The organism is Marinifilum fragile, from assembly GCF_963677365.1.
GTDB classification, from domain to species: Bacteria; Bacteroidota; Bacteroidia; order Bacteroidales; family Marinifilaceae; genus Marinifilum; species Marinifilum fragile.
On sequence record NZ_OY781962.1, the window covers coordinates 2,641,656 to 2,667,900 of the forward strand.

At 35.7% G+C, this 26,245-nt stretch carries 13 protein-coding genes; 6 read left to right on the forward strand and 7 right to left on the reverse strand.

The genetic code is table 11. The features are described from left to right. Positions 1 to 15: 15 nt before the first annotated feature. Together ffh and argS are read right to left on the reverse strand one after the other, a co-directional pair. Entirely contained in the window at positions 16 to 1,347 is a 1,332-nt protein-coding gene (gene ffh, locus ACKPCA_RS10415; RefSeq protein ID WP_054722771.1) for a signal recognition particle protein, read from the reverse strand. Between the two features lie 418 nt (positions 1,348 to 1,765). Beyond that, on the reverse strand, positions 1,766 to 3,559 hold the full coding sequence (argS, locus tag ACKPCA_RS10420) for an arginine--tRNA ligase (protein ID WP_054722769.1): 1,794 nt from the start codon (positions 3,557 to 3,559) through the stop codon (positions 1,766 to 1,768). 363 nt (positions 3,560 to 3,922) lie between these two features. Between argS and ACKPCA_RS10425 the strand changes: the two genes are divergently transcribed. The 3 genes from ACKPCA_RS10425 to ACKPCA_RS10435 all read left to right on the forward strand — a co-directional run bounded on the left by ACKPCA_RS10425 (position 3,923) and on the right by ACKPCA_RS10435 (position 8,415). Then, the gene (locus tag ACKPCA_RS10425; protein ID WP_321279021.1) at positions 3,923 to 6,910 is read left to right on the forward strand and encodes a tetratricopeptide repeat protein; all 2,988 of its coding nucleotides are present in this window, start codon (positions 3,923 to 3,925) and stop codon (positions 6,908 to 6,910) included. Positions 6,911 to 7,002: 92 nt separating this feature from the next. Then, a complete protein-coding gene (locus ACKPCA_RS10430; protein ID WP_321279023.1) occupies positions 7,003 to 7,995 on the forward strand; it encodes an isoaspartyl peptidase/L-asparaginase family protein in 993 nt (330 codons plus the stop codon). Positions 7,996 to 8,073: 78 nt separating this feature from the next. Then, positions 8,074 to 8,415: an avidin/streptavidin family protein gene (locus tag ACKPCA_RS10435; RefSeq protein ID WP_054722763.1), complete on the forward strand. Its 342-nt coding sequence runs from the start codon at positions 8,074 to 8,076 to the stop codon at positions 8,413 to 8,415. Between the two features lie 56 nt (positions 8,416 to 8,471). On the opposite strand, the gene ACKPCA_RS10440 is transcribed toward ACKPCA_RS10435, so the two are convergent. After that, positions 8,472 to 8,765, reverse strand: coding sequence for a hypothetical protein (locus ACKPCA_RS10440; RefSeq protein ID WP_054722761.1), 294 nt, complete (start codon positions 8,763 to 8,765; stop codon positions 8,472 to 8,474). A gap of 156 nt (positions 8,766 to 8,921) precedes the next feature. Between ACKPCA_RS10440 and ACKPCA_RS10445 the strand changes: the two genes are divergently transcribed. Beyond that, complete coding sequence (locus tag ACKPCA_RS10445; RefSeq protein ID WP_321279026.1) at positions 8,922 to 9,743, forward strand: aminotransferase class IV; 822 nt, start codon at positions 8,922 to 8,924, stop codon at positions 9,741 to 9,743. A 7-nt stretch (positions 9,744 to 9,750) separates the two neighbouring features. On the opposite strand, the gene ACKPCA_RS10450 is transcribed toward ACKPCA_RS10445, so the two are convergent. Continuing rightward, a complete protein-coding gene (locus tag ACKPCA_RS10450) occupies positions 9,751 to 12,750 on the reverse strand; it encodes a sensor histidine kinase (protein WP_321279027.1) in 3,000 nt (999 codons plus the stop codon). A 241-nt stretch (positions 12,751 to 12,991) separates the two neighbouring features. On the opposite strand from ACKPCA_RS10450, the gene ACKPCA_RS10455 reads away from it, so the two are divergent. Both ACKPCA_RS10455 and ACKPCA_RS10460 read left to right on the forward strand, forming a co-directional pair. Beyond that, positions 12,992 to 13,552, forward strand: coding sequence for a hypothetical protein (locus ACKPCA_RS10455; RefSeq protein ID WP_321279029.1), 561 nt, complete (start codon positions 12,992 to 12,994; stop codon positions 13,550 to 13,552). 14 nt (positions 13,553 to 13,566) lie between these two features. Beyond that, positions 13,567 to 16,002 carry a cache domain-containing protein gene (locus ACKPCA_RS10460; protein ID WP_321279030.1) on the forward strand — a complete coding sequence of 812 codons (2,436 nt, stop codon included), beginning with the start codon at positions 13,567 to 13,569 and terminating at the stop codon, positions 16,000 to 16,002. On the opposite strand, the gene ACKPCA_RS10465 is transcribed toward ACKPCA_RS10460, so the two are convergent. The 3 genes from ACKPCA_RS10465 to ACKPCA_RS10475 are packed head-to-tail and all read right to left on the reverse strand — an operon-like array spanning position 15,999 to position 26,069. Further along, positions 15,999 to 17,039 (reverse strand): PorP/SprF family type IX secretion system membrane protein, encoded by a 1,041-nt coding sequence (locus tag ACKPCA_RS10465; RefSeq protein WP_054722749.1) that lies wholly within the window; start codon positions 17,037 to 17,039, stop codon positions 15,999 to 16,001. The two genes, ACKPCA_RS10460 and ACKPCA_RS10465, sit on opposite strands and share 4 nt — an antisense overlap. Next, entirely contained in the window at positions 17,039 to 19,711 is a 2,673-nt protein-coding gene (locus ACKPCA_RS10470) for a T9SS type B sorting domain-containing protein (RefSeq protein ID WP_321279031.1), read from the reverse strand. The genes ACKPCA_RS10465 and ACKPCA_RS10470 overlap by 1 nt, the downstream gene beginning before the upstream one ends. Next, complete coding sequence (locus ACKPCA_RS10475) at positions 19,677 to 26,069, reverse strand: hypothetical protein (protein WP_321279033.1); 6,393 nt, start codon at positions 26,067 to 26,069, stop codon at positions 19,677 to 19,679. Before ACKPCA_RS10475 ends, ACKPCA_RS10470 begins: the two co-directional genes overlap by 35 nt. Between the last annotated feature and the right edge of the window lie 176 nt (positions 26,070 to 26,245).

The window sequence follows — 26,245 nt, forward strand, 5'->3', positions numbered from 1 at the left end:
TCGTATATGGTTTTATTATTTTCTGCGTCCCATGTTACCCATCATTCTGGACATGTTTCCGCCTTTCGACATCATTTTCATTAACTTCCTGGTCTCGTCGAATTGCTTAATCAGCCTGTTCACATCCTGAATGGTAGAACCAGAACCATCGGCAATCCTTTTTCTTCTCGAACCATTAATCAATTTTGGATCTTCACGTTCTGCAGGAGTCATTGAGAAGATAATCGCTTCAACACCTTTAAAGGCATCATCATCGATATCGATATTCTTCAATGCTTTTCCTACACCAGGAATCATAGAAGCCAAATCTTTCAGGTTACCCATTTTCTTGATCTGAGAGATCTGAGACAAGAAATCGTTAAAGTTGAATTGGTTCTTGGCAATCTTCTTCTGAAGTTTCTTCGCTTCTTCAGCATCGAATTGTTCCTGAGCACGTTCTACAAGTGATACGATATCACCCATACCCAAAATACGATCGGCCATACGTTCAGGGTGGAAAACATCAAGTGCTTCCATTTTTTCACCTGTACCAACAAACTTAATTGGCTTGTTAACTACCGAGCGAATTGATAAAGCAGCACCACCTCGAGTATCACCATCTAACTTGGTAAGAACAACACCATCGAAATCCAATCTGTCGTTAAACTCTTTCGCTGTGTTCACAGCATCCTGACCAGTCATCGAGTCAACTACGAAAAGAGTTTCGCTTGGATTGATAGACTTTTTAACAGCCTCGATCTCATTCATCATATCCTCATCGATAGCCAAACGACCAGCAGTATCGACAATTACAAGATCGTTACCATTTGCTTTAGCTTCTTTAATCGCAGCTTGAGCAATTTTTACCGGGTTCTTATTTTCTTTATCAGAGTATACTGGAACACCAATTTGCTCTCCCAATACATGCAACTGATCAATCGCAGCAGGACGATAAACATCACAGGCAACCAACAAAGGATTCATTGAACGTTTTGTTTTTAACAAATTCGCTAATTTTCCTGAGAATGTGGTTTTACCAGAACCTTGCAATCCGGCAATTAATATTACGGCAGGTTTTCCCTGAGTGTTGATATCAACATGAGTTCCACCCATTAACTCAGCCAGCTCATCGTGAACAATTTTCACCATCACCTGGTTTGGTTTCAAGGCAGTAAGTACGTTTTGTCCTAATGCTTTTTCTTTTACTGTACTAGTAAACGACTTGGCAATTTTAAAGTTAACATCGGCATCCAATAAAGCGCGTCTTACATCCTTCAATGTTTCGGCCACATTGATTTCAGTAATTTTACCCTGTCCCTTTAATATCTGGAACGATCGCTCAAGTCTTTCGTTAAGATTTTCAAACATTATTCTACGTATTTATATTTCCCTGCAAAAATAAAAAAATATGCGTATAGCTAAAGTGAATCAGGAAGAAAAAAGTAGAAAAGTTGAATAGTAGAAAAGTAAAACGCTCGAATTGTAAAAAGCATTGATTATATGATTGTAATTTAATGTGCTAATTTGATGTTTCTGGATTGGAAATTTCACTTTATGCCTTTTACTATTCTAATAATTGCTTGGATCTACATATAATTATATTAACAAGTACCACATACAAATTAACAAAGCAGATCCTCAAATTGAAGATCTGCTTTGCAATATCATGTATTTTAAAAGTTACACCGATTTGTTTCTAAAATGTCGCATTGTTACATTTCACTTACAATTCTCCTTTAGAAATCCATCGGCATAATACATGTGTCATTTAATTATTAAAATTGTATTACATTCTTTCTGGAACACCAATTCCTAACAGGCTCATACTTGATTTGATGATCTCTCCGATTTGCTTAGAAAGTACTAAACGGAAAGCTCTTAGATCTGTATTCTCCTCTTTCGCGATTGGATGATCGTGATAGAATTGGTTGTACTCTTTCACTAAGTCGTATACATAGTTCGAGATTTGAGCAGGGCTGGTTTCTTTTCCAGCTTCCTTAATAACTGTTGGATAATTTGCAAGCATCTGAATTAGGAATGATTCCTTTTCAGAGATATTCAAATTAGATGAAGCTGCCTCAGGAATTTCAAATCCTGCGTCAATTGCTTTTTTCACCACCGATTGAATACGAGCATAAGTGTACTGGATGAATGGACCTGTATTACCATTAAAGTCGATAGATTCCTTAGGATTAAACATCATGTTTTTCTTAGGATCAACTTTAAGGATAAAGTACTTTAATGCACCCATTGCCACTTTTTCGTATACATCTTCAGCTTCTTCTTCAGAGTATCCTTCCAACTTACCAAGTTCTTTAGAAGTTTCGCGTGCAGTATTTACCATTTCTTCCATCAAATCGTCGGCATCAACCACAGTACCTTCACGCGATTTCATTTTACCTTCTGGCAATTCAACCATACCGTAAGATAAGTGCTGAATTTTGTCGTGCCACTCATATCCTAGTTTCCCAAGAATTAATGACAATACCTGGAAGTGGTAGTTTTGCTCGTTACCAACAACATACACATGCTCGTCGATATGGAATTCGTTGAAACGCTCGAAAGCTGTTCCAATATCCTGAGTCATGTATACTGATGTTCCATCATCACGAAGCAATAATTTATGATCTAAACCATCTGCTTCAAGGTTGGCCCAAACTGAACCTGTATCTTTTTGATACAATACGCCGTCTGCCAATCCTTTTTCAACAATTGCTTTCCCTTTCTTATAAGTATCTGATTCGAAATAAACCTTATCGAAATCAACACCCATTTTCTTATATGTGATATCGAAACCATCCAAAACCCAGTCGTTCATCTTGCGCCAAAGAGCAACAGTTTCTTCATCTCCCGCTTCCCATTTACGCAACATTTCCTGAGCTTCTAACAACAATGGAGCTTGCTTTTTAGCTTCATCAGCTTCCATTCCTTCTGCCACTAGAGCTTCAATTTCTTTCTTGTATTCCTGGTCGAATTTTACGTAGTACTTACCAACCAAGTGGTCACCTTTAATACCTGTTGACTCTGGAGTTTCTCCTTCGCCAAAACGCAACCAAGCTAACATCGACTTACAAATATGGATACCACGGTCGTTTACCAAATTAACCTTGATTACCTCGTAACCATTAGCTTTTAGAATCTGAGCAACAGAATAACCTAACAGGTTGTTACGAATGTGTCCCAAGTGAAGTGGCTTATTTGTATTTGGGGATGAATATTCAATCATCACCTTTTTAGCTCCTTCTGCCAATGGAGTAAATCCATAGTTTTCTGTTTTAACAGCTTCGTTCAGTACAGAAATCCAGTATGAATTATCAATTACCAAATTCAAGAACCCTTTCACAACATTAAATGCTGATACCGCCTCAATATTTTCAGTTAAAAACTGTCCAAGATCATTTGCTGTTTCCTCCGGTGACTTTTTAGAAAAGCGCAGGAATGGAAAAACAACAACAGTTAAATCACCTTCGAACTCTCGTCGGGTTTTCTGAATCTGAACGATTTTCTCCTCAATACCTTGTCCGTAACATGAATTTACGGCCTCAACTACTTTGCTTTTAATAATATTTTCAATACTCATTTGGAAATTCTGTATTTCGAATTCTACTTAAATTTCATCCTTAAAACAGGACTTGCCATTCATTTGGTCTTTATCAAACAAAATCAAATTAAGTCCCTCAATCTGAATCCGCAAAGATAATAGGAATAAAATGAATTGCTATCCGTAATGTAAAAAAAGTCATTCATGCCTAACATTATTCTATCTCTCAAAAACAACACGTTATTTAACATCAATCTGCCAGGCATTCTTTACCTTTGACATGTTGCAATAATTAATCGATTATTACGTTTAATTTGCATGAGAAAATTGAGCCCTAACTCTCTGAAACACTATATCTGATAATTAATCTTAAAGTATCTAAACATTCTTATGCCCCGACGAATGAAGAACTTACTATTATTGCTTGTATGCGTTGTTATTGCAACACACAGCTATTCTTCCCCCGACTCTGAACCTTTTCGCAAAAAAGCAGTAATATCGGATTTAAATAAATTGTATTTTGAGGCCGAATCCTACTATCACAAAAGTAATCCCAAAGCATTAGCAACAGCAAAACTATTGGCGGATAAATCTCTGAAAGCAGAACAAATGGACAAATTTGCATTTGCAAATGAGTTAATGGGGCGTATTTATCTTTACCGTGGGGATATGGAAAAAGCACAAAATTGCTTTGACGCATCATTTGATTATTGGGAGAGTGTAAGCGATACAACTAGAATCAGTTTCCTATACAGCTATTATGGGGAGTTAAATCTTAGAAAATGTAACTATGCTAAAGCTGATAGTTTTTACAATAAAAGTTTAGAATTAAAAAAGAAACATCGCGATACTCTATCCTATGCTTACAGTTATAATGCCCTGGGAAATCTGCAATTGGAAACCTGCCATTATACCGAGGCTTTGACATTCTACCTTAAAGCACTCAACTTAAATAAAAAATACAAAAACACCTCAGGAATTTGCTACTCTCTAAATGCGCTTGGAACTGCCTACAAGGAAATCAACAAAACAGATTTAGCCATAGAATATTTTAATAAGGCTTTGCAACTTGGCGAAGAAAACAATTTGATTAAAAATATTGCATACAGTTTAAATCAACTTGGCGCATTACAGAATACTTTGGGCAATAGAAATACAGCTATTGAATTATTTACCAAATCGTTGAATTTAAGTTTTGAACTTGAATCAAAAAATGGAATGGCAAGTTCGTACATGGGAATGGGAGAAGTATTCCAATCGATGGACCAAAATGACAAGGCAATTGAGTATCAACACAAAGCTTTAAAACTTTTTAAAGAATTAGAGTCAAAGAAAAACATCGCCAAATGCTATGAAAATTTAGGTTTGATTTCCTATTCTATGCGTGATTACAAACTTGCCATAGAAAACTATAATCAGGCCATTGCCATAAATAATCAAATAGGTTTTGCCAAGGGAACGGCTAACGTATTTCGACTAATTGGAAATGCACATCTTCAACTAAAAGATTTTGATCTGGCTCTTTCCAATTACGAAAGATCACTTCAGATTCAAAAATCAATTGATAACATAAAAGGCATAGCTTCCTGTTACACCAATATTGGACTCATTTATATCAAGAAACGTAATTTTAAAAAAGCTGAAGAGTATTTAAACTTATCAGTTGATATAAATAAAAGTAGAGGCAATTTAGGAGGTTTAGGTTCTGTTTACAATAACCTAGCCGCTCTTTACCGAGAAAAAAAAGATATCAATCAAGCCATTCATTATTTAAAGAACAGCTTGGATCTGGCAAAAAAAGCGAATCGTAAAACATTGATCGCTGAGAACTTTAGAAACCTATCTAACATCTTTGAAGAAAAGAAAGATTACAAGCTGTCGCTCAAATATTATAAAGAATATGTGAATGTTTACAACCAATTGTACAACGCTCAGGCTGAAAACAGAATTGGTTGGATTCAAATGCAAAATGAAAAGGAAAAGCGAGAAAATCTTATACAGCTGCACACCAAAGAGCAATTTTTAAAGGAAGAAAAACTAAAAAAAGAAAGACTCACCAATACATTTCTCATTGTTATTGTTGGCTTGATTATTCTTTTTTCGGGAATTGTTTACCGATTTTATGTCATTGCTAAAAAATCGAACAAAAATTTAAACCTTGAAATAGAGGAACGTAAAAAAGCAGAATCTCTATTAGCTGATCATCAAAGAAATCTTGAAAGTTTAGTTAAAATTCGAACTCTTGAATTGCTAAAAGCTAAAGAAAAGGCTGAGCAAGCTGATAGATTAAAAACCTCGTTTTTGGCTAATATGTCGCACGAAATTCGAACTCCAATGAATGCAATTATTGGTTTCTCGAAATTGATGGCTTTTACAAACTCAAAAGAGAAACACCAGTATTATACGAATATTATCAATGAGAATGGACAACTTCTGCTTACCCTGGTAAATGATATCATTGATATTTCTATGATCGAATCGAAACAGCTTAAAATTAAGAAGTCCAATTTCTATGTGTACCCTGTTCTTGAAGAACTGCGACAAATATTCGAAGAACAAAAAATAAAAAATGGAAAAACCGATGTAAAAATCAATTTGCACATTCCTGAAAGAATCGAGAATATTTCGATTCACTCTGATCAAATAAGATTAAAACAAATTCTGATTAACTTGCTTCGTAATGCTATAAAATTTACTGAAATAGGAAGAATTGATTTCGGTATAGAAGTTATTAAAAATCATTTGAGATTTTTTGTAATAGATACGGGCATTGGAATTCCTTACAAAGATCAAGCTTTAATATATGATCGATTCAGACAAGCAAGCAATAATGGTGTTGAACATGGTGGAACAGGTTTAGGTTTAACCATATCGAAAAGCCTAACAGAATTGCTTGGAGGCAAAATATGGTTTACTTCGGATCCTGATAAAGGAAGTAAATTCTTTGTTGAATTTGTAATTGATGACGAAACCATTATTCAAAACAAAATCATAAGTTACGAAAATAATCCTCTTGATTTTTCAGGAAAAAATATTCTCGTCGCCGAAGACATTGAATCAAATTTCTTATACATCAATGAGGTTCTTAAAAAAGTAAATGCGAATGTTACGTGGTCGCAAGATGGTATAGAAGCCGTTGAAAAATTTCAGGATAAGCATTTCGATTTGGTCCTTATGGATATCCAATTACCTAAGATCAATGGATATCAAGCTACAAGAGAAATCAAAAAGAAAAATCCATCAGTTCCTGTTGTAGCTCAATCTGCATACGCTTTTCGTGATGAAAGTGATAAAATGGCCGAAGCGGGTTGTGATGCCTTTATTTCCAAACCATATACTGAGGAAGAGTTGTTGGCTATTCTCAAAAAGAATCTGTCTCAGAAGAACTAAGTTTTTTCAGATATAAACAGATAATCCCACTCAAAAAACTAATTTAGTGTCAATGCTTTTTTGACACTATTTTTTTTACAAAAAAACCAATCATGAAAAACTTAAACTTGCTGTTATCATCACTGCTTTTACTCTTAATCGTTTCATGTAATAACTCAAATCAAAAACCTGAGAAATTGGAATATGCATTGTGCATTCATGGTGGTGCTGGCACTATTCTTAAGAAAAATATGAGTCCCGAAAAGGAAAAAGAATATTTTGACAAATTGGACGAAGCCTTAACCGTAGGAGATTCTGTATTGAAAAATGGAGGATCTGCGCTTGATGCCGTAGAGCTTACCATACATGTGCTTGAAAATTCCCCACTTTTTAATGCTGGTAAAGGTTCTGTATTTACCCATTCTGGTAAAAATGAACTTGATGCCTCGATAATGTGGGGCAAAGACTTAAATGCAGGGGCTGTTGCCGGAGTTGGTAATATTAAAAATCCAATTAGTGCTGCCCGAAAAGTGATGGAAAACTCTGAACATGTAATGTTAAGCGGCAAAGGAGCTTCGATGTTTGCCGAACAAGAAGGACTTACAATAGTAGATAGTTCATATTTTTTTACGGAAGATAGATGGAATTATTTGCAACAAATTTTAAAGAAAGAACGCGAAATGAAAAGAACCGACAGACATGGTACTGTTGGTTGCGTAGCTTTAGACAAAGAGGGAAATTTAGCAGCTGGAACTTCAACCGGAGGAATGACCAATAAGCGATTTGGACGAATCGGTGATTCTCCGATAATTGGAGCTGGTACATACGCAAATAATAAAACTTGCGCTGTATCCTGTACTGGTCATGGAGAATACTTTATTAGATTAGGAATTGCCAGAGATATTTCTTCATTAATGGAATATCAAAACTTAAGTTTGAATGATGCAACAGATATCGTCTTGAACAAGTTAAATCAAATTGATGGCTTAGGTGGTTTTGTTGCATTAGATAAATATGGTAATCCAGCCATGAAAATGAATACTTCAGGAATGTACAGAGGCTATGTAAATTCTGCTGGTGTTAAGGAAAAATATATGTACAAGTAGTTCATTTAATTTTGATGATTAATTATTTCGAACTACCTTCAGTATACAAAAGAAAAGTCACCTTTAAACCTTAACAACATGACAATTAATTTGAACGGAAAATGGAGAAATCAGTACAATTCTGAAATGGATTTAGCTGTGGTTGATAATCGTGTTAGCGGAACCTTTCAAACTGCTATTGGCCAACCTAGTTTTGAAGAAAAATTTGAAATTAGCGGTAAAATCAATAATAATGTAATTGCTTTTATGGTAGATTTTGGAAAGTATGGATCATTAGCTTGTTGGACCGGACGATTTGAACTTGATGAAATGGGACCTGTAATTCATACCATGTGGCATTTATCGCAAAGTGATGGAGGAGAAGAGGAACAAATGGCCAAAGCCATTCTTACCGGTGTAGGAACTTTTAGAAAACCTTAAATTCAAATATGGGTTAAAACAAAAAGGAGTTTCAATATTGAAACTCCTTTTTGTTTTTATTTTACCTGGATATCAAGTCCATCAATTTTTTCCAATAAATCGTGTGTTGATTTCAACAAATCATCATAAATCGATTTAAAATGTGACTTAATTTCCTTTGCATTTTTTCCTGTCAACCTATCATTAATTCTGGCGATATAATCATTTCTTGAATTTACCGCGCCATTCATTATTTCAAATATCTGATCAGAATTTTTGTTTCCAAAAAATTCAAGATGAATCATTCCTCTCATTACTATTTCATTAGTAAGAAAATTCACATCTTTTTTGAACTCCTTTTTACTTGCCATATGTGGTATTTTTTATTTGATGTATGCTAAAATACAAATAAAACCTAACAAATTACTACGCTATCGTTTTGTTTAAATAATTTGTTTGGAATTGGATAAACTGGCAAATAACACTTATTTTGCAATATTACTGATATGATTAGAGGCGATACTATTATGAGCGAATGTTTTAGATATCTATACTTACACAACGATAAACTTAAAGCATCAGAAAGCTTTAAAGATACTTACCTGTTAAGAGGAACTTCCTTGTATGAAGTGATAAGAATAATATCCGGGAAAGCTGTTTTTCTTTGCGAACATTATTCACGCCTTACAAAATCAGCAAAAAAGGTAGGTTTGGAAATCATGTACAACTTTGAACAATTGCACGGCTGTATAAAAACCTTGGTAGAAAAAAACGACTGTAAAGAAGGAAACATTAAGTTGGTTTTTAATTTTGATGGTAAGGATAAGAATTTCTATGCCTATTTTGTTCAACACTACTACCCAACTGCATCTCAATACAAAAATGGAGTAAGAACTCTAATTCATCAGGCAGAAAGGCCAACACCAACAGCTAAAGTTTACAATCATAAATTACGTTCAAAAACCAATAATCTTATTGCTGAAGCGGGTATTTTTGAGGTAATTCTTCTAAACAAACTTGGGAATATTACGGAAGGAAGTCGTTCCAATTTGTTTTTTATCAAAGATAATGCCTTGTATACTTCGCCAGACAATGAAGTCCTAAATGGCATTGTTAGGAGTAAGGTTTTAAAAATTGCGGATCAGCTTGGCATTCCAGTTCATTACAGATCGATTTCATATGATGAAATCCCTCAATACGAAGCTGCCTTTTTAACAGGTACTTCGCCTATGGTTTTACCAATAAGCAGGATTAATTCTATAAGTTTCTCTGTAGATCACCAACTGCTTTTCGATATTTTTGATGCTTATGGCAAAATGGTTCAGGAAAACTTAATTAAAAATAGTTAAGACAGTATTACAATTTCAACTTCGGGAATCCCAATACTGTTTTCACCCCGGAAAAATTTGTTTTTGAATCAACACACTCACTGATCTGATAAGAGTATATTCTTCCATTATTTAGAACCTTGTTTAGCAATTTCATTCTATCGCAAGTTATCTGCAAAGAGTTGCCTTTTACCAATTCTGATTCACTATTTGTCAGATCGATTTTTCTATTGCCTAATCCATTGTCTACAATTTCACACTTTAAATACCCATCATCTTCCAAAATAAAATGAATTACTATCTTACCTAATCTATCAAGCTTACTGATTCCATTTCTTATGGCATGCTCTAAAAATGGCTGAATTAACATGGGGGGAACCTTAATATCTAATGAATTTATTTTGTCATCCAAGTTAATTTGAAAAGTAAATTTCTCCTCAAATCTCATTTGCTCCAGTTTCAGGTACAATTTTAAATAAGCTACTTCTTCACTTAACGATATTAGGTTTTTATTGGCATTGTTAATGTTATTTCTTAAAACCATAGAAAAATCTGATAAGTATTCTAAAGCTCTATCTTCGTCATCCTCTAAAATATAACTCTGAATAGAGTTGAGTGAGTTAAAAACAAAATGAGGATCAAGCTGGTGTTGAAGTGCTCGAATTTTTAATCCAATTACTCGATTAAATTGTTTTGTTCTTTGCTTCTCCTCAAATTTAATTCTTGATTTAAAATGATTAATGGCATAATAGGTTAGTACTCCAAGAATACTAACAACAATAAACCAAAACCAAACTGTTTGCCACCAAGCTGTGGCAAGCATAATATCAATAGAATATTTCCCAATCTTTCCAGAACTTAATTTTCTGGCTTCAAGCTCAAAAGTATATTCTCCTCCACTTAAATTCGAATAAACCACTTCATTCGACTTTACCCAATCCGACCAATGATTATCCAGACCTACCAAGCGATATCGATACCTGATGTTTTCCAAATCATCACAATACAACATACCATACCGAAGTCTCACATAATTCTCATAATATTTTAAATGGATAGGATTATTTGGTGTTTTTGTCCATTTATCAAATTCCGATTTTTTTAACCTCCAGTTGTTATCTTTTACCTTCACCTCTAATAAGTTTGGCTTATAAACAGTATTGTCATCAGTAAAATCATTGGCCTGAATTTTCATTAAAGCATAATTTGACTTAACCCATATGTTATTATACTTATCAACAACAGACTCTTTCCCTCTAAACTCCACTTTTTTACTTGCATTCCAAAATCTATACTTCACTGACGAATCCGGATGCCATGTTTCATATTCAAATCTATGAACTCCTAAATTGGTTCCACACCAAATTGAACCATCTTTATGATATTGAAAACCATGTACAGAAATGCCCTCCAAACCATCGCTATGATCAAGAGAATCAATAATGATCAATTCATCTCCTTCGCTTTTTAACCTGTAAACAATTCCATTATTCCCTCCTGCAATTATACTTGAATCAGGCAGAACAAGCATATCATTAACAACATTGTGAATTCCAATATTATTCCTTCCAAATTTTTTCACCTCGTTCTCTCCAAATCGATAAATTCCATGAGTCTCTGTGGCTACCCAAATGTAAGAATCAAACTCAATTATCTTGGTAATCTCAACTTCTTCTTCATTTGGTAAGTTCCATTTTATATCTACAGAATTATTCTTTATCCCACAGGTAAAAAACTGCTTGCCATCATAACAAAACAAATCTCCGTTTGAGGTAATTGTGAACTTTGTAGCTACTGCTATGTTTTTGTAGTTAAGCAGAAAAGAATTGCAGTGCAAGGTATAAAACCCGTAATTCGTAGCAATCCAAATTGAATTACCCATTAATTCAATATCATTAACAACAAGGTCTATTTTCTTCTTCGACTTTGGAAGTAATCTAATAAACTCTTTCTCGCTAATGGATTTTATTATTTTTTCATTCTTAACTTTCGCAACAATATTTCTTCCTGCTATAATTAAGGAGCCATCAGCCCCAGAAAGCAAATCTGTAATCTCATTACAGTTGGGTACTAAGGATGATACAGTATAAAGTGTAAATAGTGATTGTTTCAAACTAATTAGTCCGTGATTTTTAGTCCCTAACCAAATATCACCCATAAGACTATGCTTAAACATGCATTGGACAAAGACATCCTCCAAATCGTTCTCTTGAAGAAGATCTACACATATATTATTTCTTACCGAAATTAACTTTCTATATTCCAATCCATTCTTAAAGAATCGAAGTAAATAAATACTCTCGCTCTGATGAGACAAGGCAGATAATACATCACATTGAACTTTTTTAGTATCTACATCTAGCAATATTTGTTGCCCTACTTCAATTTCTCCGTAAAAACCTTTACCTAACTCAAGGACTTCAGATGTTGTATTATCTATTTTTGAAAAATTACCAGATATAAACTTATAAGCACCCAGTTCTAATTTAGGAAAAATTACCACTTCACTCTTACTTGATATGACCTCTAGAACATTCACTTCTTTCGTCCCTTCAACCATTGAAAATTCATCAAGTGTATCTAAATTATTGGACAAGTAAATTCCATTTGAAGTACCAACCATTAATTTATTGGCAAACACTTTTACCGAATAAACATCATTTAAATCAGTATTCTCCGTACTAGCAATGACCTCTAAATGCTCACCATCAAATTCACATACTCCAACTCCCCTTGCAGCAATTATTAAATTACCATTTAAATTCTCTGTAACACAGGTAACTTTTTCTCCCTGTAATCTATTCAATTCCTTTCTATATTTTACCTTAAACCCACTAAACTCACATAATCCAGCATCTGTTGCTAACCAAATCAGCCCTCTGGAATCTTCAAAAATATGATTCACACTATTGCATGGCAATCCATCCAATTGCGTAAAATCATCTGTTTGACTATAAGCCGCAACTCCACTTAAAGCGGCTAAAAAAACAAATAGAATGGTTAGTTGTGTTTTGATTATTAGGTTCATAATACAATTATACTAATTATACTAAGAAAATTTAGGTGTCAAATGTGTCAAGTTACATTGGCACATAACCAGCCTTCAAAGATTTTAGCAGAAAACACTATCTATCAACGCATAAACAAACAAATTAACATATGCGTCGTAAAAAGATTTATTATTACATTACAAAAATGAGGAAAACAAGAATAATAGATTTAAACAATAAGCTAACTTTGCCTATCTGATAACTTAAACAGTATTAAAAATGCTATTGGACTTAGAAAAAGTGAATATCGAAAAAGCCATTAATTTGTTTGCACAAAATCAAAATTTCACATACACAGCCTATCCGAGATTAAAAACTCTTTATGCCATAAAAAAAGAGTTTAAGCACATTCCTGAATTGGATTGGAAATTTGAATTTGATCATGTTAATGTCAATAAAAACAGAGTTGTCATTGAATATCGACAAAGTAAAAGTGAAGATTTTTCATTCTATTACGAAATTCCTCTTTTAGTTAATTTTGAATTGCGTGTATTTCTTGCAAAATCATCAATTCATTTTCTCGACTTGTACAATTTCTTATTGTCAAATGATATAATAAAGGAAAATCAGTTCAAATTAAAAGCAGAATATCACACAATTCCTCATTTTATTATCAACCAAAAAGTAAAGAGATACAATACGGGAATTCTCAATAAAATACAGAACAATACTGATTTTGACGGATTACCTGTAGATGACAATATAAAGAATGAAATTGATCTTGGATTTCAATTTTTTAATCCTATTTTTAATCAGATACTTAGCCAATTCCAAATTTGATTTCGTAAAGCAATATGAATTCAACCCCTAACAAAACTATCAAAACCAAAACAAGCATAAGTAGAGCCTATTTTATGCTATTCTTAGTCCTAACCATTACATTTTTAGTGAGTTTTGGCGGAATTTGGATATATACCAAGTTTAACGAATTCAATACTGAATCAAATAATCTTAAGAAAGATTACATTGAAGAACAAAAAGATATTTTGGTAAGCAAGACTCATGAATGTATAGATTTCATTAATTACCAGAATACAAGAGCTGAATCAAGATTAAAAAATAGACTTCAATACTTTGTAAATCAGGCTCACTTAATTGCCGTTTACATTTACGAACAAAACAAAGGAAAACTAAGCGATATTGAAATAAAAAGACGCATTAAAGAAGCTATTTCACCTTTGCGCTTTACCAATGACAGAGGCTATATTTTTATCAACACCTTAAGTGGTAAAGGTATTCTGTATCCATCATCAAAAGAAAATGAAAACAAGAGTTTAATCAATTTCAAAGATATCAATGACAATTACATTGTTAAAAACGAGGTGGAATTGATGAAGTATAAGGACAGTGGCTTTACAAAATATGTGAACAACAAAAAGGTAAAAAATAAATTTAATGCATATACCAAAATTTCTTATATCAAGAAGTTTACACCCTACAACTGGTATTTTGGTAGCTTTGCCTATTTGGATGATATTCAGCCAGAAATCCAAAAGGAAGCTCTTATTCGTATAAGTCAAATTAACATGAATCAAGACAACTACTTTTTTGTTTATAAAAAAGATGGTACTTGCCTACTTCATGCTGATTCGGCCAGCATAGGAAAAAATTTTAAAGATTACAGCAATAAGACACGTCGCGAAAATGTAAAACAATTAATCAATGCAGCCCAACTTGAAGAATCGGGTTTTATAAGTTACAAAGATCCAAGTAAGGAAGATGCTGAAAAAATTTCATATATAAAGCTCATTAAGAAATGGGATTGGATTATTGGAGCAGGCCTATACACAGATGAGCTGGATAAAAATATTGAAATTGCCAGAGCTGAGTTAAGAGGTAATGTTCAAAAATACATTCTACAGATTGTGTTGTTAATTGTAATCGCAATTGTGATTATTTACATTACATCGAAGACCATTTCTGTAAAAATGAAGCAGAATTTCACTTCCATCAACAACTTCTTTAGAAAAATTTCAACGGAATTGCATCAAGTTGATGTCGATGAACTTTATTTTTCTGAATTTCAAGATATGGGAACAACTATTAATCGCATGATTGACATAAGAACCCAGAAAGAAAAAGAACTTCAAATAGCACGTGAAAAAGCAGAAGAATCTGATCGATTAAAATCATCCTTTTTGGCTAATATGTCTCACGAAATTCGTACTCCAATGAATGCAATTATTGGATTTTCAGAATTATTGCAGGAAGATGATTTGCCATTTGAAACTCGACAACAGTTTTTTACTCATATTAGAAACAGCGGAAATTCACTTTTGAATCTTATTAATGATATTATAGATTTCTCTAAAATTGAATCGGGTAAACTTAAAATTTCCAAAACCTATTATAGTCTTAATCAGCTATTTGACGAACTTTATCACGCTTTTCAAAAGATAAAAAGCAGCAAAGGAAAAGATCATATTGAACTCAAATTCACTAAAGGCTTAAAGGAATCGGAATCTGTTATTTACACCGACCCTTTACGACTGAAGCAAATTATCACAAACCTGGTTGAGAATGCTTTAAAATTTACTGAGAAAGGAAGTATTCACGTCTCCTATCAATTGAATGAAAACAAGCTTATTTTTGCAGTTGAAGATACGGGAATTGGAATCTCTCCAGAAAAACAGAAAATAATTTTTAGTAGATTCCGTCAAGCAGATGACTCTCACGCCAGAAGATATGGAGGAACTGGATTAGGACTATCAATTTCTAAAAAATTAGCAGAACTGCTAAATGGAGACATGTGGGTAGAATCAACAGAAAATATTGGAAGTAGTTTCTTTGTTAGCATACCTTATTTAATTGATGATAACTCAAACACGGCTCCTATCAAGAAAATACACAAAAATGGTGTAAGCAAAGATTTAACTGGGAAAAAAATACTGATTGTTGATGATTATAATGTTAATATTACATTGATAAAACAAATGCTGCAATCTACCGGAGTAAGCATGTCATCGACAGATAATGGACGTACTGCAATTGAAGAATGTGGTTCTTCACATTTTGATTTGGTTTTATTGGATCTGCAAATGCCAGACTTGAATGGATATGATACTTTAAAATTGATCAAAAAGAACAATCCAGAAATTAAAATTGTGGCGCAAACTGCCTATGCATTGGCAAACGAGAAAGAACAGATAATGAACTCTGGATTTGATGGCTATATTGCCAAACCCATTATCAAGAAAAATTTACTGAGTTTAATAAACGAAATGATTTAAAAATGAGGACATTTAATTCTTCCAACCTGTCTTTTTCTTCTTAAAGCAATTTCCCTACAACTATTTTTGTTTCTTCTATTATTTTTAAACCTCATTAAAAATGAGATCTCGTGAGCTCCTGTATTTGTGTGGATTAATTTTGAAATGGTCTTATCGTAACTATAAGCCACTTGCCACCAATCCCTCATTACTCCTAATTGTAAAATAACTGCATCATATTCCAATTCCAGATTATCACGATACCACATACCTACAATAAAAGATCCTTTTGACAGGTATAATCCATAATTTAATTGCTTATTTGTTCCCTGCTGCTGATAAAGAAAATTGGGTGCTAAACCAATATCAGTCTGATGTAAACCTCTTCTAAAAACAGGTACATTTACTCCACAATGAAGAGTATATTTTCTTGGCAGCTTAGAATAATCACTCTCCTCCTTATAAGCTTCATCAGGTTCCGTTAAATGATGAGCGGCAAAACCGATAAACCAGTTTTTATAAGATGCTATTAAACCAGATGAAAAATCAATATAATTACGGCTAAGGTGATCAATTGCACTTTCACCAGTAAATGGACTTATTAAACCATTAATATAAAACTCATCGGTTTGATCAGGAAAGGTAAAGTTTGAATCATTCAATCTCCTTTGAATAAAAGAGGTTTGAAAACCTGCTTTAATTGCCAAACTTCTTGAAATTCTCAAGGTATAGGCATACATTCCACTTATTGTTGTGGTACTAATTGTTCCATCACCTTGTTCATCTTGCATCACCTGCAATCCCACTCCTCCTCCAATTGGATTTACATACTGATCGTAAGCAACACTGTAAGTCACATATGCAGAGCTGATTTCTGGCCATTGATTTCTGTAATTCATAGAAATACGAGCATCAAAATCAGAACCTGCAAATGCAGGATTTAAATAAACCTTATTTGCATAGAACTGTGAGAACTCAACATCTTGTGAATAAATGTTGAGAGTACTCATCATGAGGATTAATGCACCTCCTAATATTTTCAGTCCTTTTCCAATCATTATCTAAACAGCGTTACTGTTCCGTGTCCTCTTTCTTTTCCTCCATAAAAAATGATCCAAACGTATACTCCAATTTCTGCATCTTTACCTTTATAGATACCATTCCACCCTTCATATTTCAACTCATTATTGGCAACCATATCCTTTTCAAGTTTAAATACTTGTTCCCCCCAACGAGTATAGATATACATTTCAAAATCGGTTACAATTCCTTTAAAAACTGGATAAAATATCTCATTCGGACCTTTACCATTTGGGGTAAATACATTTGGTACAACCATTTTAGGTTCCAATAATTTAACCGCAATTGAAGCTTGAGCGATACAACCAAATTCATTCTTAACCTGTACACTATAATCGCCTGCATCATCCACTTCTATACTTCTCCAATCAGATCCTGTATTCCAGTAATAAGAAGAATAACCAGATCCAATATCTAAAGTCAAAGTCTGACCTTTGTACATACTCAATGTATCAGAAGCAACATTAACCTCTGGTAATGGATATACTTCAACGTGAATAATATCAGTTCCCATAATTCCATAAACATCCCAAACTTGTACGGTATAATCACCAGTTTTGTTTACAGTAATTGTTCTTGTTGTATCTCCAGTATTCCATAAGTACCTTTCCCAATTTCCTGCATCCAACATCAATGAAGTTCCTTCGCAAATACCAGCACTTCCTCCTAAATTAATTGATGGTCTTGGATTAACAGCTACTTTAACTTTTCCATTTCCCCTACAGCCATTAACATCTACAACATTTACTGCATATTCTCCGTCCTTTTCTACTTTTAGATATTGTGAATCTTCCTGATTACTCCATTCGTATTCAACATATCCGCTTCCTGCATCAAGAATAATAGATGTTCCTTCAGCAATCACAGTATCTCGTCCCAAGTAAACTTCTGGATTTTTATGAACAAATATGTTGATATCATCCTCTCCTGTACAACCAAACTCATCTGTTGTCTTAAGAATAAAATTGCCTTCCTCATACACATAAATTGCTCTTGTTTCTCCACCTGGAACCCATTCTGTATAATACCCATCTGGAGCTTCTAAAATTAATTCTTCTCCTTCACAGATATACAAATCAGGTCCAAGGTCAACAATTGGTAAATCATGTACTACAACTTCAACTGAATCGTTACCTATACAACCGTTGATATCCTGCACCCTCACATGGTAAATTCCTGCTTCAGAAACTTCTCTAGTCTGTGTTGTAACTCCATCACTCCATAAAAAGTCAACTCCTTCACCAATATCTAATTTTACAGTTTCTCCATAACACATATCCACTCGATCTGGTAATGGTGAATTTGGCAATTGAATGATTTCCACATCTACCCCATCTTCGGCAATACATCCTTCAAGATTTTCTATTTGTAGATTGTATCTACCAGATTCTCCAATGGTAATTGAATAGTCATTTGCGCCAGTAATATCAACTCCATCTTTACTCCATTGATATCTATAACCTGTAACACTTGGTCCTTCTATATAGGTAGAATCTCCATGACAAACTAAATTGGTCGTGTAAGTCAAATCAAACTCAAAAGCTGGCAAAATATTTACATTCACATCATCCGTTGCTGAACAACCATTGGCGTCGGTCACCACTACTGAATAGTTTCCTGAAGCTGATACTGTAATAGTTTGAGTGGTTGCACCATTTGACCATAGGTAGATTGATCCCACATTACCGGCATCCAAAGTAAATGTACCTCCGGCACAGGTTTCCTGATCCGGACCCAAATCAACGATTGGATTTGGATGAATCGTTACATTCACATCATCCGTTGCTGAGCAACCATTGGCATCGGTTACTATTACTGAATAGTTTCCACTTGCATTTACTGTTATAGTCTGAGTCGTTGCTCCATTGGACCATAGGTAGGTTGAACCCACATTACCGGCATCCAAAGTAAATGTACCTCCGGCACAGGTTTCCTGATCCGGCCCCAAATCAACGATTGGATTTGGATAAATCGTTACATTCACATCATCCGTTGCCGAACAACCATTGGCATCGGTTACCACTACTGAATAGTTTCCACTTGCACTTACTGTTATAGTCTGAGTCGTTGCTCCATTGGACCACAGGTAGCTTGATCCTGCATTACCAGCATCCAAGGTAACTGTACCACCAGCACAAGTTTCCTGATCTAAACCAAGGTCTACAAACGGATTTGGATGAACCGTTACATTCACATCATCCGTTGCTGAACAACCATTGGCGTCTGTCACCACTACTGAATAGTTTCCACTTGCACTTACTGTTATAGTCTGAGTCGTTGCGCCGTTGGACCATAGGTAGCTTGATCCCGGATTACCGGCATCCAAAATAAATGTACTTCCGGCACAGGTTTCTTGATCCGGACCCAAATCAACGATTGGATTTGGATGAATCGTTACATTCACATCATCCGAAGCCGAACATCCATTAGCATCGGTTACCACTACTGAATAGTTTCCTGAACTTGAAACTGTAATGCTTTGTGTGGTTGCACCATTTGACCACAGGTAGCTTGATCCAGGATTACCGACATCCAAAGTAAATGTACCTCCAGCACAGGTTTCCTGATCTAAACCAAGGTCTACAACTGGATTTGGATGAACAGTAACATTCACATCATCCGTAGCTGAACAACCATTTGCGTCTGTCACAACAACTGAATAGTTTCCTGAAGTTGATACCTAATGTGATTGTTCCTCCGTAACAGGTTTCCTGATCTAAACCAAGGTCTACAACCGGATTTGAATGAACGGTTACATTCACATCATCCGTTGCTGAACAACCATTGGCATCGGTTACCACTACTGAATAGTTTCCTGAACTTGAAACGATAATAGTTTGAGTGGTTGCGCCATTGGACCATAGGTAGCTTGATCCTGCATTGCCGGCATCTAATGTGATTGTTCCTCCGGAACAGGTTTCCTGATCTAAACCAAGGTCTACAACCGGATTTGAATGAACGGTTACATTCACATCATCCGTTGCTGAACAACCATTGGCATCGGTTACCACTACTGAATAGTTTCCTGAACTTGAAACGATAATAGTTTGAGTCGTTGCGCCATTGGACCATAGATAGCTTGATCCAGGATTACCGGCATCTAATGTGATTGTTCCTCCGGAACAGGTTTCCTGATCTAAACCAAGGTCTACAACCGGATTTGAATGAACGGTTACATTCACATCATCCGTTGCTGAACAACCATTGGCATCGGTTACCACTACTGAATAGTTTCCTGAACTTGAAACGATAATAGTTTGAGTCGTTGCGCCATTGGACCATAGATAGCTTGATCCAGGATTACCGGCATCTAATGTGATTGTTCCTCCGTAACAGGTTTCCTGATCTAAACCAAGGTCTACAACCGGATTTGGATGAACGGTTACATTCACATCATCTGTAGCTGAACAACCATTGGCGTCTGTCACCACTACTGAATAGTTTCCTGAAGTTGATACTGTAATAGTTTGAGTGGTTGCGCCATTGGACCACAGATAGCTTGATCCAGGATTACCGGCATCCAAAGTAAATGTACCTCCGGCACAGGTTTGCTGATCCGGACCTAAATCAACAATTGGATTTGGATGAATGGTTACATTCACATCATCCGTAGATGAACAACCATTTATATCTGTAACAACAACTGAATAATTTCCACTTGTATTTACTGTGATAGTTCGAGTCGTTGCTCCGTTGGACCACAGGTAGCTTGATCCCGGATTACCGGCATCCAAAGTAAATGTGCCTCCAGCACAGGTTTGCTGATCCGGACCTAAATCAACGATTGGATTTGGATGAACGGTTACATTCACATCATCTGTAGCTGAACAACCATTGGCGTCTGTTACCACTACTGAATAGTTTCCTGAAGTTGATACTGTAATAGTTTGAGTGGTTGCTCCATTTGACCATAGGTAGCTTGATCCAGGATTACCAGCATCCAAGGTAAATGTACCTCCTACGCAAGTTTCCTGATCTAAACCAAGGTCTACAACCGGATTTGAATGAACGGTTACATTCACATCATCCATTGCTGAGCAACCATTGGCATCGGTTACCACTACTGAATAGTTTCCTGAAGTTGAAACTGTAATGCTTTGTGTGGTTGCTCCATTTGACCACAGGTAGCTTGATCCAAGATTTCCGGCATCCAAAATAAATGTACTTCCGGCACAGGTTTCCTGATCCGGACCCAAATCAACGATTGGATTTGGATGAATAGTTACATTCACATCATCCGAAGCTGAACAACCATTGGCATCGGTTACCACTGCTGAATAGTTTCCTGAAGTTGATACTGTAATAGTTTGAGTGGTTGCGCCATTTGACCACAGGTAGCTTGATCCAAGATTTCCGGCATCCAAAATAAATGTACTTCCGGCACAGGTTTCCTGATCCGGACCCAAATCAACGATTGGATTTGGATGAATAGTTACATTCACATCATCCGAAGCTGAACAACCATTGGCATCGGTTACCACTGCTGAATAGTTTCCTGAAGTTGATACTGTAATAGTTTGAGTGGTTGCGCCATTTGACCACAGGTAGGCTGATCCTGCATTGCCTGCATCCAAGGTTATGGTGCCTCCAGCACAGGTTTCCTGATCTAAACCAAGGTCTACAACTGGATTTGGATGAACAGTAACATTCACATCATCCGTAGCTGAACAACCATTTGCGTCTGTCACAACAACTGAATAGTTTCCTGAAGTTGATACCGTAATAGTTTGAGTGGTTGCGCCATTTGACCATAGATAGCTTGATCCTGCATTACCGGCATCCAAAGTAAATGTACCTCCGGCACAGGTTTCCTGATCCGGACCCAAATCAACGATTGGATTTGGATGAATCGTTACATTCACATTATCAGTTGCCGAACATCCATTTGCATCGGTTACTATTACTGAATAGTTTCCACTTGCATTTACTGTTATAGTCTGAGTCGTTGCTCCATTGGACCATAAGTAGGTTGATCCCACATTACCGGCATCCAAAGTAAATGTACCTCCGGCACAGGTTTCCTGATCCGGACCCAAATCAACGATTGGATTTGGATGAATCGTTACATTCACATCATCCGTTGCCGAACAACCATTGGCATCGGTTACCACTACTGAATAATTTCCTGAAGTTGATACTGTAATAGTTTGAGTGGTTGCACCATTTGACCATAGGTAGCTTGATCCTGCATTACCAGCATCCAAGGTAACTGTACCACCAGCACAAGTTTCCTGATCTAAACCAAGGTCTACAAACGGATTTGGATGAACCGTTACATTCACATCATCCGTTGCTGAACAACCATTGGCGTCTGTCACCACTACTGAATAGTTTCCACTTGCACTTACTGTTATAGTCTGAGTCGTTGCGCCGTTGGACCATAGGTAGCTTGATCCCGGATTACCGGCATCCAAAATAAATGTACTTCCGGCACAGGTTTCTTGATCCGGACCCAAATCAACGATTGGATTTGGATGAATCGTTACATTCACATCATCCGTTGCTGAGCAACCATTGGCATCCGTTACCACTACTGAATAGTTTCCTGAACTTGAAACGATAATAGTTTGAGTCGTTGCGCCATTGGACCACAGGTAGCTTGATCCAGGATTACCGGCATCTAATGTGATTGTTCCTCCGGAACAGGTTTCCTGATCTAATCCAAGGTCTACAACCGGATTTGGATGAACGGTTACATTCACATCATTTGTAGCTGAACAACCATTGGCGTCTGTCACCACTACTGAATAGTTTCCTGAAGTTGATACTGTAATAGTTTGAGTGGTTGCGCCATTGGACCATAGGTAGCTTGATCCTGCATTACCGGCATCTAATGTAACCGTGCCACCAGCACAAGTTTCCCGGTCTGGACCAAGATTTACTGTCGGTGGCATATTCACTATGATATTAACATCATCCATTCCAACACAACCATTGGCATCAGTTACAACTACGTTATAATTGCCGCCAATTGAAGTTGATATGGTTTGATTTGTTTCTCCATTGCTCCATATATATGATGAGCCAGAATCACCCGCATCCAGCATAACTGCAACACCATCGCAAGTTACCTGATCTGGCCCCAAGTCAATAACCGGATTGGAATGCACTCTCACTTCAACATCATCAGTTCCTGTACAACCATTAATATCAGCAACTACAACAGAGTAATTCCCTGCTGTTTTCACAACGATCGACTGACTTGTTTCTCCTGTATTCCATAAATAAGTTCCACCTGCAAAATTGGCCGTGAGTGTAATCGAGTCTCCCTGACAAAGATCTCTATCCAAACCTAAATCAATGGATAAGTTTGAATTAATATCCACACGAAGCGTATCCAAGTCAGGAACTGTACAAGGAGCAACTGGTTGAGCACTTAACTCAAGATCTACGTACCCATTAGCTATATCATTTAAACCAGGAGTATAATTTGTGATTAAATTGTTGTTGTCATCAAAAGTCCCATCTCCTAATGTTCTCCATTCAAAAGAAGATTCATTTTGAACTGTACCATTTAATGAAACTGTTTCAGACTCACAAATTGATAAATCACTCCCTGCGTCTGCATCAACATTCTGAACTACAGTTACTGTAACATCTAAAGGCAATTCTGCTAATTTAAACATACTGATCTCATCAAGAGCATAACCATTTCCAACACCAGATGTACTCACATTATCAATTGAAATTGTCAATTGTGTTAATCCATCGGTATAAATTAAACTCTTAAATAAATCCCAATCACAAGGCTCATCAGTATAAAAATGATCCACTCTAACACCATTTACCAAAACTTCAAACTCATCGTAACTATTTGAATGTAAATTTGTAATATTCACCGAAAACACATAGTAGCTATCTGGATCTACATCAATGGTTTGTTCCCAAACTGTATAGTTCGCTTCAGCACCTTTTACCACCATTACATTATCTGGTGAATTACCTGTAACACCAACACAATCATGAAAGCCGCCTCCTAAAATAGTAGTATTACTATTAATGGTATACTTACTTTTTTGATCTTTACAATCTTTTGCAATAGGATCAGAACAGAAATAGTAATCACTGGTAAACCCAACATTTCCCAGATTAAAATTTCCGTTTTGTATCATTTCAATGGTCTCATCAATATAAAATGCTCTTAAATGGTATGTTTGGGTAGAGTCGGGACTAACCACAACTCGGCTAGATAAACCATCAACATCCCAATTAAATAGAAACCCTTCACCTGCAAAAAGTTCCACTGATTCTCCCCTACAGATTATGGTATCATTTAAGTTAATATCAGGCACCGAACCTGTTCCTCCTGAAATATTTACCATATCCATAGCCGAACACCCATTCGAATCATAAACTCGAACTGCATAAAGACCAGGTATATCAACATCCAGGTATCGGCCAGTATGTCCATTATCCCATATATACTGTGCATGTACTCCGGCATCCAGGCGAATCACATCACCTTCCGTTAATTCCTGATCTGGACCTAAGTCAACCACAGGAAGTGGATTAAGACTAACATTTATATCATCCGTATCGTTACAACCATAATCATTTGAAACCGTTACTGAATAGTTTCCAGCCGAATACACCACAATTTGCTGCGTTGTATCTCCAGTACTCCATAAATAATTAGCATTAGATATACCTGCATCTAAAACCACGGCTTCTCCTTCACATACAGTAATATCAGGCCCCAAATCGATATTTAAACTTGGTACGAAATCAACATAAACGTCATCTGTTTCTATGCAACCATAACTATTAGCGACAATAACTGAATAATTTCCTGATGTAGTAACATCAATTTTCGATGATCTTTCTCCTGTACTCCACTGATAAAAAACACCACCTTCACCAGCATCAAGAATTACGGGACTTCCATTACAAGAAATCTGTAGGTCTCCTAAATTAGGATTAGGAGCAGGATTTATTGTTAATGTCAAATTATCGGTTACTACACCACAAGGTGAGTTTGCATTTGCAAGTGCAGTCAAAACCACTGTTCCTGTAGCAATATCACTATCTCCTGGTATATATTTAGAATTAAAACTATTAGGTCTTGTAAATGTTCCATCTCCTGAGCTTGCCCAAGAAAATCCAGTGTAATTGGTAGCAGATGCGGAAAGCGATGCACGAGTATTGGCACAAATTGTTTGATCAGGACCAGCATTTACAACAGCTGGTTCCACAACATTCACTACTCTTGAGTCAGGAACTTCTATTAACGGATTAAATGAAATTCCATCCAAGGCATAATCGTTACCACTTCGAATTAAATTCTTATTTACAATGGAAATTTCAATGGATGTTTTCGAACCAGAATACCATAATGAATAAAATTCTTCCCAATTACAAGTGGAACCAGAACTTGGTTCAATATAGTCTCCCATGAGCACTCCATCAATCATGAACTCCAGACGAGCAGGATTTGTAGGATGAACATTACAAGCCCATGTTGAAAATGCATAATATTGATTTGGATTTACAGTGATCGTTTGACTCCAGATTACAACATTTTCATCAGGTGATCCATTCACAATCAGATAATTATCAGGAGAATTACCTGTATGACCTGTACAATTTGCAAAGTTTGAATGGTACTCGCTAGGATTATCATCAACAGTATATCGACCCTCTTCCCATAGAGATTGCCAATCAGAATGATTTGATGAAGACAACACAGGATCCGGGCAATAAACATACTCACTATAAAAACCAGTATTCCCAGAATCAAAATCACCATTCGCAATTAATTCCGTTCCCCTATCAGGAATAAAAACTCTAAGAGAATAAGTCGTAGATGTAATCGGTGATACAGTGATATTTTTTTCCAAATCACCGGTATTCCAATTGTACATATAAGAGCCTGGTGCCGCTTGAAGCGTAACAGATTCTCCGGCACAAATAATGGTATCATTTTTTGGACTTACAATTTGCGCTGTCCCTAAATGATAACCAAACATTAAAAAGTACGTAGAACAAAACAGTCGTAAAAGTTTATTCATTTTCCCTCCTCTTTTTACTTAGGCTCATTATTCTCTCACAACAATTCATTTTTGACGAATGATTATTTTTACTTCTTTAACTACGTAAATTTAATGATTAAAGTTCGTAAAAACCTCAATTAAAAGCTAAGTTTTCTTAAACAAGAAATCATATCGCTGATAATGAGACATTTTGC

Bases quoted from the DNA above. Each gene is read 5' to 3' on its own strand.
- ffh (WP_054722771.1), bottom strand. From the start codon at position 1,347: ATGTTTGAAAATCTTAACGAAAGACTTGAGCGATCGTTCCAGATATTA.
- argS (WP_054722769.1), bottom strand. From the start codon at position 3,559: ATGAGTATTGAAAATATTATTAAAAGCAAAGTAGTTGAGGCCGTAAAT.
- ACKPCA_RS10425 (WP_321279021.1), top strand. From the start codon at position 3,923: ATGAAGAACTTACTATTATTGCTTGTATGCGTTGTTATTGCAACACAC.
- ACKPCA_RS10430 (WP_321279023.1), top strand. From the start codon at position 7,003: ATGAAAAACTTAAACTTGCTGTTATCATCACTGCTTTTACTCTTAATC.
- ACKPCA_RS10435 (WP_054722763.1), top strand. From the start codon at position 8,074: ATGACAATTAATTTGAACGGAAAATGGAGAAATCAGTACAATTCTGAA.
- ACKPCA_RS10440 (WP_054722761.1), bottom strand. From the start codon at position 8,765: ATGGCAAGTAAAAAGGAGTTCAAAAAAGATGTGAATTTTCTTACTAAT.
- ACKPCA_RS10445 (WP_321279026.1), top strand. From the start codon at position 8,922: ATGAGCGAATGTTTTAGATATCTATACTTACACAACGATAAACTTAAA.
- ACKPCA_RS10450 (WP_321279027.1), bottom strand. From the start codon at position 12,750: ATGAACCTAATAATCAAAACACAACTAACCATTCTATTTGTTTTTTTA.
- ACKPCA_RS10455 (WP_321279029.1), top strand. From the start codon at position 12,992: ATGCTATTGGACTTAGAAAAAGTGAATATCGAAAAAGCCATTAATTTG.
- ACKPCA_RS10460 (WP_321279030.1), top strand. From the start codon at position 13,567: ATGAATTCAACCCCTAACAAAACTATCAAAACCAAAACAAGCATAAGT.
- ACKPCA_RS10465 (WP_054722749.1), bottom strand. From the start codon at position 17,039: ATGATTGGAAAAGGACTGAAAATATTAGGAGGTGCATTAATCCTCATG.
- ACKPCA_RS10475 (WP_321279033.1), bottom strand. From the start codon at position 26,069: ATGAATAAACTTTTACGACTGTTTTGTTCTACGTACTTTTTAATGTTT.